At 60.5% G+C, this 16,400-nt stretch carries 12 protein-coding genes; 4 read left to right on the top strand and 8 right to left on the bottom strand.

All coding sequences use genetic code 11. The features are described from left to right. Positions 1 to 68 precede the first annotated feature (68 nt). Together ACZ1GS_RS15730 and ACZ1GS_RS15725 are read left to right on the top strand one after the other, a co-directional pair. Positions 69 to 2,213: an autotransporter assembly complex protein TamA gene (locus ACZ1GS_RS15730; RefSeq protein WP_472696109.1), complete on the top strand. Its 2,145-nt coding sequence runs from the start codon at positions 69 to 71 to the stop codon at positions 2,211 to 2,213. Further along, positions 2,213 to 6,391 (top strand): translocation/assembly module TamB domain-containing protein, encoded by a 4,179-nt coding sequence (locus ACZ1GS_RS15725; protein ID WP_472696108.1) that lies wholly within the window; start codon positions 2,213 to 2,215, stop codon positions 6,389 to 6,391. Before ACZ1GS_RS15730 ends, ACZ1GS_RS15725 begins: the two co-directional genes overlap by 1 nt. A 111-nt stretch (positions 6,392 to 6,502) precedes the next feature. On the opposite strand, the gene glnA is transcribed toward ACZ1GS_RS15725, so the two are convergent. The 4 genes from glnA to map all read right to left on the bottom strand — a co-directional run bounded on the left by glnA (position 6,503) and on the right by map (position 11,596). Then, the gene (glnA, locus tag ACZ1GS_RS15720) at positions 6,503 to 7,915 is read right to left on the bottom strand and encodes a type I glutamate--ammonia ligase (protein WP_472696107.1); all 1,413 of its coding nucleotides are present in this window, start codon (positions 7,913 to 7,915) and stop codon (positions 6,503 to 6,505) included. A 55-nt stretch (positions 7,916 to 7,970) separates the two neighbouring features. Next, positions 7,971 to 8,309, bottom strand: coding sequence for a P-II family nitrogen regulator (locus ACZ1GS_RS15715; protein ID WP_472696106.1), 339 nt, complete (start codon positions 8,307 to 8,309; stop codon positions 7,971 to 7,973). Positions 8,310 to 8,529: 220 nt separating this feature from the next. Next, positions 8,530 to 10,665: a PQQ-dependent dehydrogenase, methanol/ethanol family gene (locus tag ACZ1GS_RS15710; protein WP_472696105.1), complete on the bottom strand. Its 2,136-nt coding sequence runs from the start codon at positions 10,663 to 10,665 to the stop codon at positions 8,530 to 8,532. A 103-nt stretch (positions 10,666 to 10,768) separates the two neighbouring features. Continuing rightward, positions 10,769 to 11,596, bottom strand: a complete 828-nt coding sequence (map, locus tag ACZ1GS_RS15705) for a type I methionyl aminopeptidase (RefSeq protein ID WP_472696104.1) — start codon at positions 11,594 to 11,596, stop codon at positions 10,769 to 10,771. A gap of 141 nt (positions 11,597 to 11,737) precedes the next feature. Here map and ACZ1GS_RS15700 point away from each other — a divergent pair, with 141 nt between their 5' ends. Next, positions 11,738 to 12,496, top strand: a complete 759-nt coding sequence (locus ACZ1GS_RS15700; protein ID WP_472696103.1) for a competence/damage-inducible protein A — start codon at positions 11,738 to 11,740, stop codon at positions 12,494 to 12,496. A gap of 11 nt (positions 12,497 to 12,507) precedes the next feature. Here ACZ1GS_RS15700 and ACZ1GS_RS15695 read toward each other — a convergent pair whose 3' ends face one another. Together ACZ1GS_RS15695 and ACZ1GS_RS15690 are read right to left on the bottom strand one after the other, a co-directional pair. Beyond that, positions 12,508 to 13,182, bottom strand: coding sequence for an SdpI family protein (locus tag ACZ1GS_RS15695; protein ID WP_472696102.1), 675 nt, complete (start codon positions 13,180 to 13,182; stop codon positions 12,508 to 12,510). A gap of 1 nt (position 13,183) precedes the next feature. After that, on the bottom strand, positions 13,184 to 13,459 hold the full coding sequence (locus ACZ1GS_RS15690) for a metalloregulator ArsR/SmtB family transcription factor (RefSeq protein ID WP_472696101.1): 276 nt from the start codon (positions 13,457 to 13,459) through the stop codon (positions 13,184 to 13,186). A gap of 498 nt (positions 13,460 to 13,957) precedes the next feature. On the opposite strand from ACZ1GS_RS15690, the gene ACZ1GS_RS15685 reads away from it, so the two are divergent. Continuing rightward, entirely contained in the window at positions 13,958 to 14,668 is a 711-nt protein-coding gene (locus ACZ1GS_RS15685; RefSeq protein WP_472696100.1) for an endo alpha-1,4 polygalactosaminidase, read from the top strand. Between the two features lie 9 nt (positions 14,669 to 14,677). On the opposite strand, the gene ACZ1GS_RS15680 is transcribed toward ACZ1GS_RS15685, so the two are convergent. Both ACZ1GS_RS15680 and ACZ1GS_RS15675 read right to left on the bottom strand, forming a co-directional pair. Further along, complete coding sequence (locus ACZ1GS_RS15680) at positions 14,678 to 15,349, bottom strand: DsbA family protein (RefSeq protein ID WP_472696099.1); 672 nt, start codon at positions 15,347 to 15,349, stop codon at positions 14,678 to 14,680. Between the two features lie 139 nt (positions 15,350 to 15,488). Next, entirely contained in the window at positions 15,489 to 16,286 is a 798-nt protein-coding gene (locus tag ACZ1GS_RS15675) for a phytanoyl-CoA dioxygenase family protein (protein WP_472696098.1), read from the bottom strand. Positions 16,287 to 16,400: the final 114 nt, after the last annotated feature.

The following is a 16,400-nucleotide window of genomic DNA, read 5'->3' as shown; positions in this document are numbered from 1 at the left end:
GGAAGACTTGTCGCATTACTCGGCTATTTCATTGGCTTCCTTCCTAGGGAGCGGCTAAGAACAGCGCTATGGGCCGGACCGCTTTTCGCTATTGCTTTTGCCTGATGCTGGTTGCATTTGGATCGGCGGCATTGTCATTCTGGGCAACCGCTTCGGCCTATGCGCAGCCGCGCGCCGATCAAGACGCGGGACAAGCGGAGCCCGCGCTGACCGACCCCGATCCTCTGGATCCTGATCAGCCGCTGACCGAATTTCCCGATTTTGGTGTCGAATGGCCGGATCTGGATGATCCCGATCCGCTCCCGGAAATGATGCCGGTGGAACCGGCGCCAACGGACCCTGTGTCGGTGGACGGGGAGACGGTCGACAGGGAGACGCTGGACGGTGGGACGGTGGACGAGGAAACGGTTGACCCGCTTGCGGAAACCGCCGCCGCCGATGAGGATCTGGACTTTCAACCCGAAGATACGTTGGCCGAGCGCAGCTATGTGATCACTTTTTCCGGACGGCCGACCGCCTTGGGCGACCGTTTTGGCGAACGCTTTGCGGCCTTGTCCGCGCTGCAAGAATATCGCGACGACGATGCGAATTTTGCCCAGATCAAACGCCGGGCCGAAACCGATCGGGTACTGGTGGAACGCCTGCTGCGTATCGAAGGCTATTATGATGCGATTGTCCGGGCCCGGTTCGATGCCGGACAAGGCAGCGATGTGGTGGTTACTTTTGCGATTATTGCCGGGCCCCAATATCGCCTCGACCAGGTCAATCTGCCGGGCGTCGAAGCGGCGGCCGATGATGATCCGGCGCAATTGCGGTCTGCCTTTGGTCTGCAAAGCGGCGCGATTATCAACAGCGACCGGATCGTCGAGGCGCGCGCCCGGCTGGACCGCGAAATGGCGGAATCGGGCTATCCCTTTGCGGAAACCGGAGAACCGGAACTGGTGATTGACCATGCCAATCGGGACGGCGATCTCGGCATCGTGGTGACCCCGGGCGGGCGCTATGCCTTTGGCCAGATTGTCATGGATGATACCAGTCTGTTCGATCCCGATCATGTGGCGTTAATTGCGCGGTTTGAACAGGGCGACCTGTATCGCCAGTCAGATCTCGAAGATTTGCGCCGGGCGTTGATCGCAACCGGCCTGGTGTCGACGCTGACCCTCGAACCGGTCGCGGCGGCAGAACCGGGCGTGGTTGATCTCAAGACAACCGTGACGCCCGCGCCGTTGCGGACCATTTCAGGGGCGATCGGTTATGGCACGGGCGAGGGCGCGCGGTCGGAAGTCAGCTGGGAGCATCGCAATTTTTTCCCACCCGAAGGTTTGGTCCGGCTAACCGGCGTGGTCGCAACCCAGGAACAGTCCGGCAGCGTCACCTATCGGCGCAACAATTTTCGACGCCGCGACAATGTGCTCAACGCGCAGGTCTCGCTCAGCAATATTGATCGCTCGGCCTTTGAAGCGCGCACCTTTTCGGTTTCCGCCAATATCGAACGGCAGAGCAATCTGATTTTCCAGAAAAAATGGAGCTGGTCGGCCGGGGTTGAATTGCTCGCTTCGCAGGAGCGCGACATTGTCGGGGGGATTGAGACCACCGGGCGGGACACGTTTTTCATCGGCGCCTTGCCCGCCACGCTGACCTATGATGGCAGTGACGATCTGCTGGATCCGTCCAGCGGCTTTCGGCTCAGCGCGCGCTTGTCACCGGAAGCGTCGTTGCAGTCCGGCAGTTTTTTCTATGCCCGCAGCCAGATCGACGCCAGCGGCTATGTTCCGGTATCGGAGAAAATCGTGCTGGCGGGCCGGGCGCGGCTCGGCTCGATTGTCGGGGCCGGCAGCAACCGGATCGCGCCGTCCCGGCGCCTCTATGCCGGCGGCGGTGGCTCGGTCCGCGGCTTTGGTTTTCAGCGGATAGGGCCACGGGATGTCAATAACGACCCGTCAGGCGGGCGATCGCTGGTCGAGTTTTCGCTCGAAGCGCGGATCCGGCTGGATGCCTTTGGCGGCAATTTCGGCGTGGTCCCGTTTCTCGATGCGGGCAATGTCTATACCGAATCGCTGCCCGATTTTTCGGGTTTGCGTTACGGGGCGGGATTGGGATTGCGCTATTATAGCGACTTCGGACCGATCCGGATTGATGTGGGAACGCCGATCAATCCCCAGCCAGGTGATTCCCGGATCGCCGTCTATGTCTCGCTGGGTCAGGCGTTCTGATGGCGGATGCGGTGACCGAAAACGGGCTCAAGGACCGCAAGGGCCGATCACTCCGCCGGAAGATCTGGATCGGACTGTCGGCGCTTGGTGCCGCGCTGATCCTGCTGGTGCTGGCCGGGGCGCTGTGGCTGGATAGCGACAGCGGCCACAAATATATCATATCGCAGGTCGAGGCGCTGGAACCGGACGACGGATTGCGCATCGGAATCGGCGATCTCGAGGGATCGATTTACAGCACTGTCACGGTCAGCGATTTCACGCTCGCTGATCCGCAGGGGGTGTTCTTCGAAGCGGGTGAAGTGGCGCTTGACTGGCGGCCCCTGGCTTGGATTTTCAACGAACTGAATATCGCCAGTGCGGTGCTTGCCAAAACCCGCTTTGACCGGTTGCCGAAACTGATCGATACCGGCAAGGACACGCCGCTGTTGCCGTCTTTTGATATCTATATCGGCGCCCTGCGGGCGGACAATATGCTGCTGGGCGAGGCAATTGCAGGATCGCAGCAGCATGCGGATCTGTCCGGCGCGATTGATATCCGCTCCGGCCGGGCGATGGTCAGCCTCGACGCCGCGACCACGCGCAGCGGGGACAAGATCACATTGTTGCTCAACGCCGAGCCCGAACGGGACCGGCTCGATATCAATGCCGATATCGCGGCGCCGGCAGACGGCGCCATTGCGGCTATGCTCGGGTTTGACCGCGCGCTGGCAATCTCTCTGTCCGGCAATGGCGACTGGGCGACATGGGATGGCCAGTTTCAGGCGGACAGCGGCGAGCAGGCGCTGATGGCGATAGCCCTGGAAGCCCGCGACGGAGTTTTTGGCTATGACGGGACCGTCGCGGCCGGCTTGTTGCCAACCGGCCTCGGGCGCCGGCTAATTGCGCCGCGGATCGCGATCACCGGGACGACGACCATTGCCGACGGCCTCGCCGCTGTCGATACCGAGTTGCGGTCGCCGGCTGTGGCGATCACTGCGCGCGGGGGACTGGACTTGAGCCGCAATGCCTTTGACGCGCTGCGGGTCGACATGGCCGTGCGCCAACCCTCGGCTTTGGCGGCGAACATCAAGGCCCAGGACCTGGAGCTCAAGGCGCTGCTCAACGGCAAATTTTCGGAGCTGCGCTATCGCTATCTGCTGACCGCACCGCAACTGGCCTTTGGCAAGACATTGCTGAGCGCGGTGCGCGCCGAAGGTGACGGCCAGCGCGATGCCAGCGGCTGGGATTTCCCGCTCGCCGTGTCGGCTGGTTCGCTGATCGGCAATGGTGATCTGGTCAAGCGCCTGGCATCCGGCTTTTCTGCAGACGCTTTTCTCCAGCTCGAACAAGGCCTGCTTTTCGCGGACAGTGCGACGTTCAAGACCGATGCGATGACCGGTACGGCCGATATCCGCTATCCCCTGTCGTCCGGCGATTATAGCTTTGTTCTGAACGCCCAGGCACCCGGGTTTTTGGTTCCGGGCGTCGGACTGGCCGACATTACGGCGGTGGCGGACCTGTCGCCAAGTGCGCAGGGACTGGCGCTGGATGGCCAGGTCGGTGCGCGCCTGCGGCGTCTCGACAACGGATTTTTGCGGACGCTGGGCGGCGGATTGCCGGAATTGCAGACCGGTTTAAGTCTCGGGCCGGACCGGCGGCTGCGCTTTACCAACCTGTCCATCGCCGCGCCCAAGCTGACTTTTCAGGGACAGGGCAGCCAAACCGGGGCGGCGACCTTCGCTTTTTCCGGACGCGGCGACCATGATCAATATGGTCCGTTTGATCTAGAACTGGCCGGAGCCTTGGCGCGCCCGGAAATTGCCCTGCTGCTCGATAATCCCCTGCCTGCAGCTGGTCTGGAGCAGGTGCGGCTGAATCTCGATCCGGTGGACAATGGCTTTGTGTTCACCGCATCCGGCGGTTCGACGCTGGGGCCGTTTGATGGTGACGGCGCGATTATCGCCAGACCGGGAGAACAGGCGCTGGTCCGCATCGACCGTTTGCTGGTTTCGCAGACTTTGGCTTCGGGTACGATCCGGCCGACGGCGCTCGGGCTGGCCGGCAATCTTGCGATCAGCGGCGGCGGGGTCCAGGGTAGCGTTCGGTTCGAGCCGGGCGAAAACCGGCAGTTGATTCGCGCCAATCTGGTGGCGCAAAATGCGCGTTTCGACGGGGCCACGCCGATCTTTATCCGCACCGGCAAACTCGATGCTGATGTTCTGCTGATCGACGGGCAATCCGACATTACGGCAACGGTTCAGGCGCAAGGAATCAGTCGCGGCGATCTGATGGTCGGGCGGGTTGCGGGCAATGCCAAATTGCGCAACGGCACCGGCACGGCGACTTTCTCTTTCGCTGGCACGCGCGGCAGCAGCTTTGATTTCCAGGCGCAGGCGGATGTGACGCCCGACCGTTATGTCATCACCGGCACCGGTGAGTTTGAAGGCCGGGCCCTGCGCCTGCAGCGCCCCCTCGAACTGCGCCGGGTCAGCGGCGGCTGGGCGGCAACACCGACGGTTCTGCGCTATGGCAGCGGTACGGCGCAACTGGCTGGCCAATGGGGCAGTGGTACTTCCCGGCTGGATCTGACCTTGTCCCGCATGCCGCTTTCGTTGGTCGATATTGCCTATGATGATCTCGGTCTCGGCGGAGAAGTCAGCGGAACCGTGAAACTGACACAGGCGGGCTATGCGGTTCCGGTTGGCGAGGCGAAGCTGACGCTCAAGGGGCTCACCCGGTCCGGCCTGATTCTGACATCGACGCCGGTGGATGTGGGATTGAACATCGCTGTGTCGAACCGCAATGCCGCCGCGCGTGGCATCATCAAGGCGCAGGCCAAGACCATTGGCCGTTTTCAAGGGCGCGTAACCGGCCTGGGCGATGGAAACTGGCAGGACGAACTGCTGCGCAAGCCGCTTTTCGCCCAGGCTCGGTTCAACGGCGCGGCGGAGTCATTGTGGCGGCTGACCGGGGTGGAGACATTTGACCTGACCGGTCCGGTTGCGGTGAGCGCAGATGTCGCCGGAACGCTCGCCAATCCCCAGATCCGGGGCCAGTTGAAAACCACCAAGGCCCGTCTCGAAAGCGGTCTGACCGGAACGGTCATCTCCGATATCAAGGCGGAGGGCCAGTTTAATGGTTCCCGTCTGGAGCTGCCCGCATTTAGCGGTGCCACCCGCGGCGGCGGAACCGTGACCGGCAGTGGCAGTTTCAACTTTGCGGTGGAACCGGGAGAAGGCATCGGGATTTCCATCGATGTGAAGGCCGAGCGCGCGGCGTTGATCGCGCGCGACGATTTTGCCGCGACCATCTCTGGCCCGATCGCCATCCGCAGCTCGCAGCAAGGGGGGCTGATCTCGGGCGATGTCACCTTGAACCGCAGCTTCTTCCAGTTTGGCAAGGCGAGCGAAACCGTGGCCTTGCCCCAGATCAAGGTCAGCGAAATTAACCGCCGTGCCGACGAGCGGCCGCGACAGGTTCGCAGCCGACCATGGCGCTTCGCGATCAACGCGACGGCACCCAATCGCCTGCAGGTCGAAGGCCTCGGTCTCGACAGCGAATGGCGGGCCAATCTGTCGGTGTCCGGGCCGGTGGACAGTTTCACCATGACCGGCAGCGCCAATCTGATCCGCGGCAATTATACCTTTGCTGGCCGCCGGTTCCAGTTGCAGCGCGGGCGTATCCGGTTTGTCGGGAACCAGCCGCCCAATCCGATTCTCGACATTGAAGCCGAAGCCAATCTCACCGGCCTGAACGCGACCATCGCGGTGGGCGGAACCGGCAACCGGCCGGAAATTGCGTTTAACAGCATCCCCGCCCTGCCGGAGGATGAATTGCTGTCGCGGATCCTGTTCGGCGCCTCGATTGCGGATCTGTCGGCACCCGAGGCGGTGCAGCTCGCGGCGGCGGTCGCCTCGCTCAACAGCGGCGGCGGGCTGGATCCGATCAACCAGTTGCGCAAGGCGGTCGGTCTCGACCGGCTGCGGATATTGCCGTCCGACGTCAATAGCGGCCAGGGCACCTCGATCGCCGCGGGCAAATATATCACGCGCCGGGCTTATGTGGAGCTGATCACCGACGGCAAGGGCTATAGCGCAACGCGCCTCGAGTTTCAGATCACGCGCTGGCTTTCGATCCTGTCGAGCATTTCCACCCTTGGCCGGCAAAGCGCCAATGTGAAAGTCAGCCGCGACTATTGATCGCCAAGCCCCGGCGGAACCGCATCGGCAGCGGTTGCAGCAACCTGAGATATAGAAAAGCCCGGGACGGTAATCCGCCCCGGGCTTGAATTTGGCAGATGATCGGAAGGATCAGCTGGAATAATACATGTCGAATTCAACCGGCGATGGCGTGGTTTCGAGACGACTGACCTCTTCCCACTTGAGCTCGCAATAGGCTTCGATCTGGTCCTTGGAGAACACGTCGCCCTTGAGCAGGAACTCGTGATCGGCTTCGAGCGCTTCGAGTGCTTCGCGAAGCGAACCGCAGACGGTTGGCACTTCAGCCAGTTCCGCTGGTGGCAGATCATAGAGATTCTTGTCCATGGCATCGCCGGGATGGATCTTGTTCTCGATCCCGTCGAGGCCCGCCATCAACAGCGCGGACGCTGACAGATAGGGGTTGGCGAGGGCATCGGGGAAACGGAACTCGACGCGCTTGGCCTTGTCACCGGCGCCATAAGGGATCCGGCAGGAGGCCGAACGGTTGCGGCTCGAATAAGCGAGCAGCACCGGCGCTTCAAAGCCGGGAACCAGACGCTTGTAGCTGTTGGTCGTGGCGTTGGTGAACGCGTTACAGGCCTTGGCATGTTTGATCACGCCGCCAATATAGTGGAGACACATTTCGGACAGGCCGGCATATTCATTGCCCGCAAACAGCGGCTTGCCGTCTTTCCAGATCGACATATGGGTGTGCATGCCAGACCCATTATCTTCCTTGATCGGCTTGGGCATGAAGGTTGCGGTCTTGCCATAGGCATGGGCGACCTGCTGCACGACATATTTGTAGACCTGGGTCCGGTCAGCGGTCTGGGTCAGCGTCCCGAAGGTAATGCCAAGCTCGTGCTGGGCGGCCGCCACTTCGTGATGATGCTTGTCCATCGGCAGGCCCATTTCCATCATCGTCGCGACCATCTCGCCGCGAATATCCATGGCGCTGTCAACCGGAGCGACCGGGAAATAGCCACCCTTGGCGCGCGGGCGATGGCCCATATTGCCGATCTCGTAATCCCGGCCGGTGTTGGTCGGCAGTTCGACATCGTCAATCTTGAAGCCGGAGCGATCATAGCCATCTTCGAATTTCACATCATCAAACATGAAAAATTCAGGCTCGGGGCCGACATAGACCGTGTCGCCAATGCCCGATGCCTTCAGATAGGCTTCGGCGCGCACAGCGGTTGAGCGCGGGTCGCGATTATAGAGCGATCCATCACCCGGTTCAACGATGTTGCAGACCAGGATCATCATCGGGGTCGCGGAAAACGGGTCCATGTAGACCGCATCAAGGTCGGGGCGCAGGATCATGTCGGATTCGTTGATCGCTTTCCAGCCTTCGATCGAAGAGCCATCAAACATGAAGCCTTCCTCGAGCACGTCTTCGTCAATCACTTCGGCACACATGGACAGATGCTGCCATTTGCCGCGCGGATCGGTAAAGCGCACGTCGACCCATTCGATCTCGTGCTCGTTGATCATTTTCATGATGTCTGCAGGTTTATTGCCCATGTTTTAGTTCCTTGGTTTGGGTTCGAAAATTAGTGGATGGATAAAGCGTGACGGCTCAAATCGCGTCAGAGTCCCGCTCGCCGGTGCGGATGCGGAGCGCGGATTCGACCGGCATGACAAAGATCTTGCCATCGCCGATACGCCCGGTCTGGGCGGCGGTTGAAATGGCTTCTACGACCCGGTCGGCGAGGCTGTCGTCAACGACCACCTCCAGTTTGACCTTGGGCAGAAAGTCGACAACATATTCGGCGCCACGGTAGAGCTCGGTATGCCCTTTCTGGCGGCCAAAGCCTTTTGCTTCGGTGACGGTGATGCCCGACACGCCCACTTCATGGAGCGCCTCTTTCACTTCGTCGAGTTTGAATGGCTTGATGATCGCTTCGATCTTTTTCATCTATTTGGTCCCTGTCCCGTGTTTTTTCAGTTTGGCGTGCGCGAGCAACGCCAAAGTCGGGCGCGCGTGTCCCATGCAATTCAATAACCATGCCAAACCGGAATGGAGAAAGAATCGTAGGACAACTGCTAAAGCGAAACGGAGACAGTTTCAATGCCGCCCAAAAAACAGGCATTTATCGGAAAAGTCGCCTAATATTTGGGCAGCATGATGCGGGTCGCTAGCGGGCGATCGGTGCGGTCGAATCCGCAACATTGGCCTTGGTCCAATGCGACCGCTCGATCACATAATGGCGGATCGACTCGATCTGCTCGGGCGCCAGCTGAGAGGCAAAACCAACCATGCCATGCTGTTTCAGCGCGCCGCCCTGAACGATTGTCGCCCAGCCCTCTGGCGTTTCCAGCGTGCCGGAGACCCGCAGGTCGGGCGTAAAGCCATTGCCGACCGCGCTGTCGCCGTGACAGACGAGGCAGTTGCGGCCGTAGAGCGCCTTGCCATCGGCAATTTGCTGCGCGGTGGCGGTCTGTGCGGGCGGGTCCCAGACGACTTCGCTTTTCTCTGGGAGCGCCGGCAGCTTGGCGGTCCCGCCCAGTTTCAAGACCACCAGGCGCGGGATGTTGGGCACGGTGCGTGTGACCCCGCCAGCGACGCCGGCAACCAGTGGGAACGCGCCGCCCTTGCTGGTCAGGAAAGCGACATATTGCTCACCATCAACCATATAGGTGGAGGGCGCACTGACAATGCCCGACTGCATGTCGAGGCTCAGCAGTTCCTTGCCGGCATCCGCCGAATAGGCTTTGAACTGACCCGTGCTGGTGCCCTGAAAGACCAGATTGCCAGCCGTGGTCATGGTGCCGCCGTTCCACGCGGCCGGATAGTCGACCGTCCAGGCCGGCTTCCCGGTTTTGGGATCAAAGGCGACCAGCTTGCCGGTCGTGGCGGCGATGGCGGCCTTGTAGATTGCGGGATCGTCGGGCAACTGGCCAATCGCCCAGCCAATGCCCACGTTAAAGCCCAGCCGCTCACGCTTCTTGTCGATTTCGCTGGTCGGCACTTCATAGCCCTGCGGGATTTGCTGGGCAGGAATATAGACCAGACCGGTCTCGGGATTATAGCTCATCGGATGCCAGTTATGCGCGCCGAGCGCGCCGGGGATGGCGACAAACGGCTTGCCGGTTTTGTAAAAGCGTGCGTCTGGATTTTCAATCGGCCGCCCAGTGGTCAAATCATAGCCGGTGGCCCAGTTGATCCCGTCGACAAAGGGCTCGGCACTGATCAGGCTGCCGTCGGTGCGATCAATGACAAAGAAAAAGCCGTTTTTCGGCGCGTGATAGAGCACCTTGCGCTGCTTGCCGTCAATTTCCAGCTCGGCCTGAATGATATGCTGGGTCGCGGTATAGTCCCAGGTCTCACCCGGTGTTTCCTGATAATGCCAGAGATATTTTCCGGTATCGGGATTGACCGCGACAATCGAGGACAGGAACAGATTGTCGCCTTCGCCGCCCGAGCGCAGGCCGTGATTCCAGGGATTGCCGTTGCCGACGCCGAAATAAAGCTGGTCGAGCTCTTCGTCATAAACAATGCTGTCCCAGACCGTGCCGCCGCCGCCGGACACTTTCCATTCGCCATCGCTCCAGGTCTTGTTCGCGGCTTTTTCGAAAATCTCGTCACTCGCCGCGCCGTCGGGTTTGCCCTCGGGATTGGGCACGGTGTAAAAGCGCCATTCGAGCGATCCATCCGATACATCATAGGCGGTCAGATAGCCGCGGACGCCAAATTCGGCGCCGCCATTGCCGATGATCACCATATTCTTGACCACCCGCGGGGCGCCGGTGATCGTATAGGGCTTGCTGTTGTCGGTGGTCTGGGTTTCCCAGAGCCGCGCGCCGGTATTGGCGTCGAGCGCAATCAGGCGCCCGTCAATTGTCCCGAAGAATAATTTGCCGCGCGAAATCGCAACCCCGCGATTGACCACATCACAACAGGCGTCGACCGCTTTTTCGCCAGGCACTTCCGGGTCATAGGACCAGAGTTCCTCACCGGTCTTGGCGTCATAGGCAAAGACCTTGGACCAGGCGGTGGAAATATAGAGCTTGTCTCCGACGACCACTGGCGTGGCTTCCTGACCGCGCGCGTCGGGCAGATCCTTGAACCAGGCAATGCCGAGATCACCGACATTTTCGGTGCTGATCTGATCCAGCGGACTGTGGCGCTGTTCCTTGGCATCAAAGCCGATATTGCTCCACTCGCCGCTGGTTTCACTTGCTGCTGCGCCATCGCCGTCTTCAGAACCGACATATTGGCACGCCGCCAGCAAGCAGGTCGCGAACAAAAGCCCAAAACGCCGCATCATCATTCTCCCAAACCCCGCTGATCTTGATGGATCAGACGCTGTTTTAACTGACTAGCTAAATTGGGGTCGGTCGGTCAAGGCTGATGCGGGGCAGAACCCGCGAAATTCAACGATAAGGCGGACAGTCGAGACCGGTGGGGCTTTTGGTGAAAATTTCGCAGCCATCTTCGGTAATGCCGATGCTGTGTTCAAACTGCGCCGACAGCGACCGGTCGCGGGTCACGGCGGTCCAGCCATCTTCCAACATCTTGACCGCATATTTGCCGATATTGATCATCGGTTCGATGGTGAAAAACATGCCGGGCCGCAATTCCGGGCCGGTGCCCGGGCGTCCGGCATGCACAACTTCCGGCGCATCATGGAACATCTGACCGAGGCCATGGCCACAGAAATCGCGCACCACACTATAGCGCTGGCCTTCGGCATGGCTCTGGATGGCGTGGGCGACGTCGCCCATGCGGTTGCCGGGTTTCGCCTGTTCGATACCGAGCATCAGGCATTCATAGGTGTTCTGAACCAGTTTCGCGGCCTTGACCGGGGCCTTGCCGATCAGGAACATCCGGCTGGTATCGCCATGCCAGCCATCGACGATGACGGTCACGTCAATATTGACAATATCGCCTTCCTTGAGTTTTTTCTCTCCCGGGATGCCGTGACACACCACGTGATTGATCGAGGTGCAGCAGCTATGCGTGAAGCCGCGATAGCCCAGTGTCGCAGGCACCGCGCCCTCGCGAAAGGCATGTTGCCGCACCATGTCATCCAGCGCACCGGTGGTCACGCCTGGAACGACATGGGGAACCAGCGCATCCAATATTTCGGCGGCCAGCCGGCCGGCCTTGCGCATGCCGGCAAAACCCTCTGGACCATGCAGCTTGATGGCGCCGGTGCGGCTTTGGGGTGTGGTGTCTTCGACGGTCAAATAATCTGTCATGGGGACTATATAAGAATATTCCGGCCATTTGACGAGAGGGTAATCCCTGATCGCCCTAAAATGGGTCGGTCATGCTGTCGTGCGAACGGTTCCTGCAACATGGCCGTTGATGATTTTGGTAACTGGTCTATATCCCTCGCGATGAGCACAGATCGTATTTACACCGCCGCCTTGATCGTCATCGGAGACGAAATTCTCTCCGGACGCACCCAGGACAAGAATATCGCCCAGGTTGCCAGTTGGCTCAATGTCCAGGGCATCCGGCTGGCCGAAGTGCGGGTGATTGCCGATGATCAGGAAGCGATTGCCGAAGCAGTGAATCTGCTGCGCGCGCGCAACGACTATCTGTTCACCACCGGCGGCATCGGCCCGACCCATGATGATATCACGGTGGACGCGGTTTCGGCGGCGCTCGGTGTTGATGTGGTGATCCATCCCACCGCGCGGGCGATTCTCGAACGCTATTATGTCGACAAGGGTGGCATCAACGAAGGCCGCTTGCGGATGGCGCGCGTGCCCGACGGGGCCGAGCTTATCGAAAACCGGATGTCGGGTGCGCCAGGCATAAAGATTGGCAATCTGTTCCTGATGGCGGGTGTGCCGCATATCACTGCGGGGATGCTCGACGCGCTGACCGGAACGCTCGAAGGCGGCGCGCCGTTGCTGTCGGATACGCTCGGCGCGTGGGCACCGGAAAGCGAAATTGCCGATATTCTCGGGGTCACCGAAAAGGCGCATGAAGGGTGCCAGATTGGCAGCTATCCGTTTTTCCGCAATGGCACGGTCGGCGCCAATTTCGTGGTGCGGTCGACTGATGCGGACACTCTGGCCGCTTGTTCTGCTGCGCTGAAAAAGGGTCTGGAAGCGGCCGGCTATGAGGTCACGCCGGGCGGCATCTGATCGCCCCGCGCTCACCGCTTGCCGGGATCGGCTTTCCAGACAAAATAGGAATAGACCAGCGATGTCGCGACGATCGCGATGATCACGGCGGCGAACAGATAGAAGGCCATTTTGGGTGCCACCAGGGCCCCGATGATCGACAGCACACCGCCGCCAACAAACAGCCGCGCGCCAACCCGATGGGTTTTCTCCCACGACAGCTCCGATGACAGCGTCCACGGCGTGCGGATGCCGAACATGAAATTCTGGCGGACCTTGCCCATGACATTGCCAATGCCGATGAACAGCAGCGACAGCACAATGACGATCAACTGGGGCGAAGCGCCCAGACGCGCGCCGCTTTCGGTGGTATAGGCAAGCGCGATCAACGTCGTCACGAAGACCTGCAGGATCATCGCCAGCATCCAGACAATCGCATAGGCCTTGAAGCTCTGGGTGAGATTGTCGCGCAGCGGCTCGATCCGCGGCATGAAATAGAATAATGCGGTCAGAAACAGCGCCACGCCGGGGAACATCAACAGCGACAGCAACACGTCGTCGCGGCTGCCGAACCGGTCGGGTTCGCCTTGCGCATTCCAGTGCAGGGGAAAGCGTTCGAGGTCCGGCAGATTGATCCAGGCATAGGCGCAAATGGCCATGGTCAACGCGGTGCAGAGCAAACTGAAAATCAGCGGTTTGCGTAACATCTTAATCCTCCTTCTCGATGCCGAAAATATCCATGAAGGTCGTCAGGATTTCATCGGCCACGGTCACGTTCAGATAATAGTGGATGAAATTGCCGTCGCGCCGGGTGAAGACGAGATCCGCTGCCTTGAGCACGGCGAAATGGGACGACAGGCTCGGTTTGGAAATATCATAATGAGTCCACAGATTGCCGGCTGTCTGCGGCCCCGCGCGGAGCCGCTTGAGAATGTCGCGCCGGACCGGATGCGCGACCGCCTTGAAGACCGAACTATTTAGCATTTCTTCTAATTAGATAAAGTCCTAAATAGAGTCAAGTGGCTTGCGCCGGGAGGGCATGACTGTGCAGAGGTCGGAACTGTCAAGCCGGCGGGAAGCCTTGCAAATGGCGGGTTTGAGCCTGGTGCAGCCCTGATCTTTGCGGCAGTTGGTCGCAGAGATGTTTTTCCGTGACCGATGGTTGATAGGATTTGTCGTTCCCGCTGAATCCGGTCTGCAAAAGGCGTTGCGCACGGTCAACGGGATCGGAAACTCGGCTGGACAAGGAACAATAGCATGGTGCCTCCAACCCGAATGCGCTTGCGGCAAAGCGCCGCTCTTTCCCTCGCTCTGCTGGCTGTCTCGGCTTGTGGAGGAGATGGCGACGCGCCACCTGGCAATCCCCCGGTGAATTTGCCGCCAAGTCCGAGCCCCACTCCGACTCCCACGCCCACGCCCACTCCAACCCCCGCACCCACTCCGACACCCACTCCCACTCCCACCGCGCGGTGGGAGCCGCAATTGCCTTTGACCTGGCATTGGCAATTGAACGGAACGCTCGACACCGGTGTTGATGCGGCGGTCTATGATATTGATCTGTTCGACAACAGTGCCGCCGCGATCGCCCAGCTGCAGTCCGATGGGCGCCGCGTGGTCTGCTATTTCTCGGCCGGCAGTTCCGAAAACTGGCGCCCCGACTTCAGCGAATTTGCCGCGGCCGACAAAGGCAATCCGCTGGCCGGCTGGCAAGGGGAGCTGTGGCTCGACATCCGCACCGACAATGTCCGCCGGATCATGGCTGCCCGGCTCGATAGGGCGCGGGACAAGGGATGTGACGGAGTCGAGCCGGATAATGTCGACGGCTATATCAACCTGACCGGCTTCACCCTTACGGCGGATGATCAGCTGGTCTATAATCGCTGGCTCGCGAGTGAAGCCCATGCGCGCGGTCTTGCTATCGGGCTCAAAAATGATGTCGATCAACTGGCGCAGCTGGCACCCGATTTTGATTTCGCGGTGAACGAGCAATGCCACGAATTTTCCGAATGTGGCGGCTATTCCGCCTTTACCGATCAGGGCAAGCCGGTGTTCAACGCGGAATATCGCGCCGATTATGTCAATAATGATGGCGGTGCGCGCGATACCCTGTGCATCGCGGCCCGGCAGGAGCGGCTCAACACGCTGGTCCTGCCGCTGGGGCTGGACGGCAGCTTCCGCTTCAGTTGTGACTGAGGGGCGCGCTTAAGCCGGCTGTTGCGAAAGATCTCTGGCCTCCGCAATCGTCCGTTCAAACGCGCCGGCGCTGACCGCGCCGCGCACCAGGATCGGTCCGATCAGAAAGGCTGGCGTGCCCTGCAGACCCATAGCAAAGGCTTGCCGCCGGTTGGTTGCGAGTTGCTGCTCGATCGCGTCATGGCGGGTTGTGAGTGTGGCGGCAATCTGCTCCCAGCTGCCCCCGGCCGCGACAACCGCCGACTGCAATCCGGCTTCCGACAGATCAGGCTGGGTCATCAGGCGCTCATGGACCGGGACATAAAGATCCTGATAGCGCGCCGCCAGCGCCACCCGCGCCGCCCGGTCGGATCGCGGCCCGAAAATCGGCCATTCCTTGTAGACCATCTGGCTGCGCCCATCCTGCTGGCGGGCCTCGTCGAGCCGCGGATGGGCCGACCGGCAAGCGGCACAATTATAGTCGTTAAACGCAATGATCGTCACATCGGCACCGGCAACCGGTTTCTGGGGCGCGCTCCGATCCGCACGAATAGCCTGAACCGTCGGGCGATCGCCAACATCTTCACCAACCGCAGCCGTGTTCCGCAACCATAAAGAAGCCCCGCTGCCAACCAGAACCATGCCGCCAATCTGCAACAGCGTGCGCCGGTCGAGCCGGATCTTCTTCGGTTGATCGTCCATGGCGATGAAATAGGCGGGGTTGCCAGCGGAAACAAGCCGCGGTGTGTTTGTGGATGCTGGTATCGGGGCGTAATGGCCAGCGGCCTGTCGGATGGAACAGCAGGCCCAAAACGATCAGGTGGCTCGGCACTGGCCCCGATCAGGCCACCGCAGTCCCGGCGCCCAATTTTGCGGCGATTGTCGACCGGGGAAACCGGCAGGTGAGCATGATCCGGGCCTTGTCCGCGCCATTGGGGGCGGGCGTGTGGAGTACGCGCAAATCCATAAGATAGACATCGCCCACTTTGCCGCTCAGCTCGACCACTTCCAGGTCAACCCCATGAACCGATCCGATCGTTTCCTCCAGATTTGCGATCGAGGAGCGATTGGGATCGAAGAGCGACCTGAAATAGTCCTCTTTGCGCAACCGCTGCTTCAGCGCCTTGGACGACAGGCCGGCGGCGTTGTTGATCAGGCGATGGGATCCCGCAATGACCAGCGTGGATCCGCCTTTGGGTTCCACATCATCGAGAAATGTGAATATTTGCAGTCCGGGCGAGACCGGCTCGCCGGACTTGGGCAGATCGATATGCCAGGCATCAGTGGGGACGGACCACGCCTCCTCGTTCGGTAGAGAAAACAGGATTTGTTGCCCCGGCGACAACGGTGTTACCGGTTGACCGACCATCTCCGCAATCAGAGCCGGCAGCCGGTCACCGATCAGATTCGGGAATGTCTCGCTGCGGTTGAGCCGGTTGAGCGCATCGCGAAACGCTTTGGGATAGCCAAAACGGCTGGGCGATGTGATCCATCGACCAGCGGAATGGATGCCGTGCTCTTCGGCCAGGTTAAGGACCATGCCATAGGCCGATCGCGCCGCTTCAGGCGCAACCTGTCCCTCGAGCTTGACGATTCCCCTGTCGTCCAGCGCCCTTGCAAGATCGGTGTGATTTGCCATCGGAATGCCGATTTACCTCGGGCGTATGCGATTGGCAATTGGATCGCTGGTTGAGGATCAGCGAGCCCTGGCTTGTTCTGATGGTGCGCCCAAAGCTGGCAACAGCGGAAAACG

The sequence above is a fragment of the Parasphingorhabdus sp. W113 genome, assembly GCF_055693205.1.
Note: the sequence above shows the minus strand (reverse complement) of the source record. Positions and strands in the feature narration are given on the sequence as shown.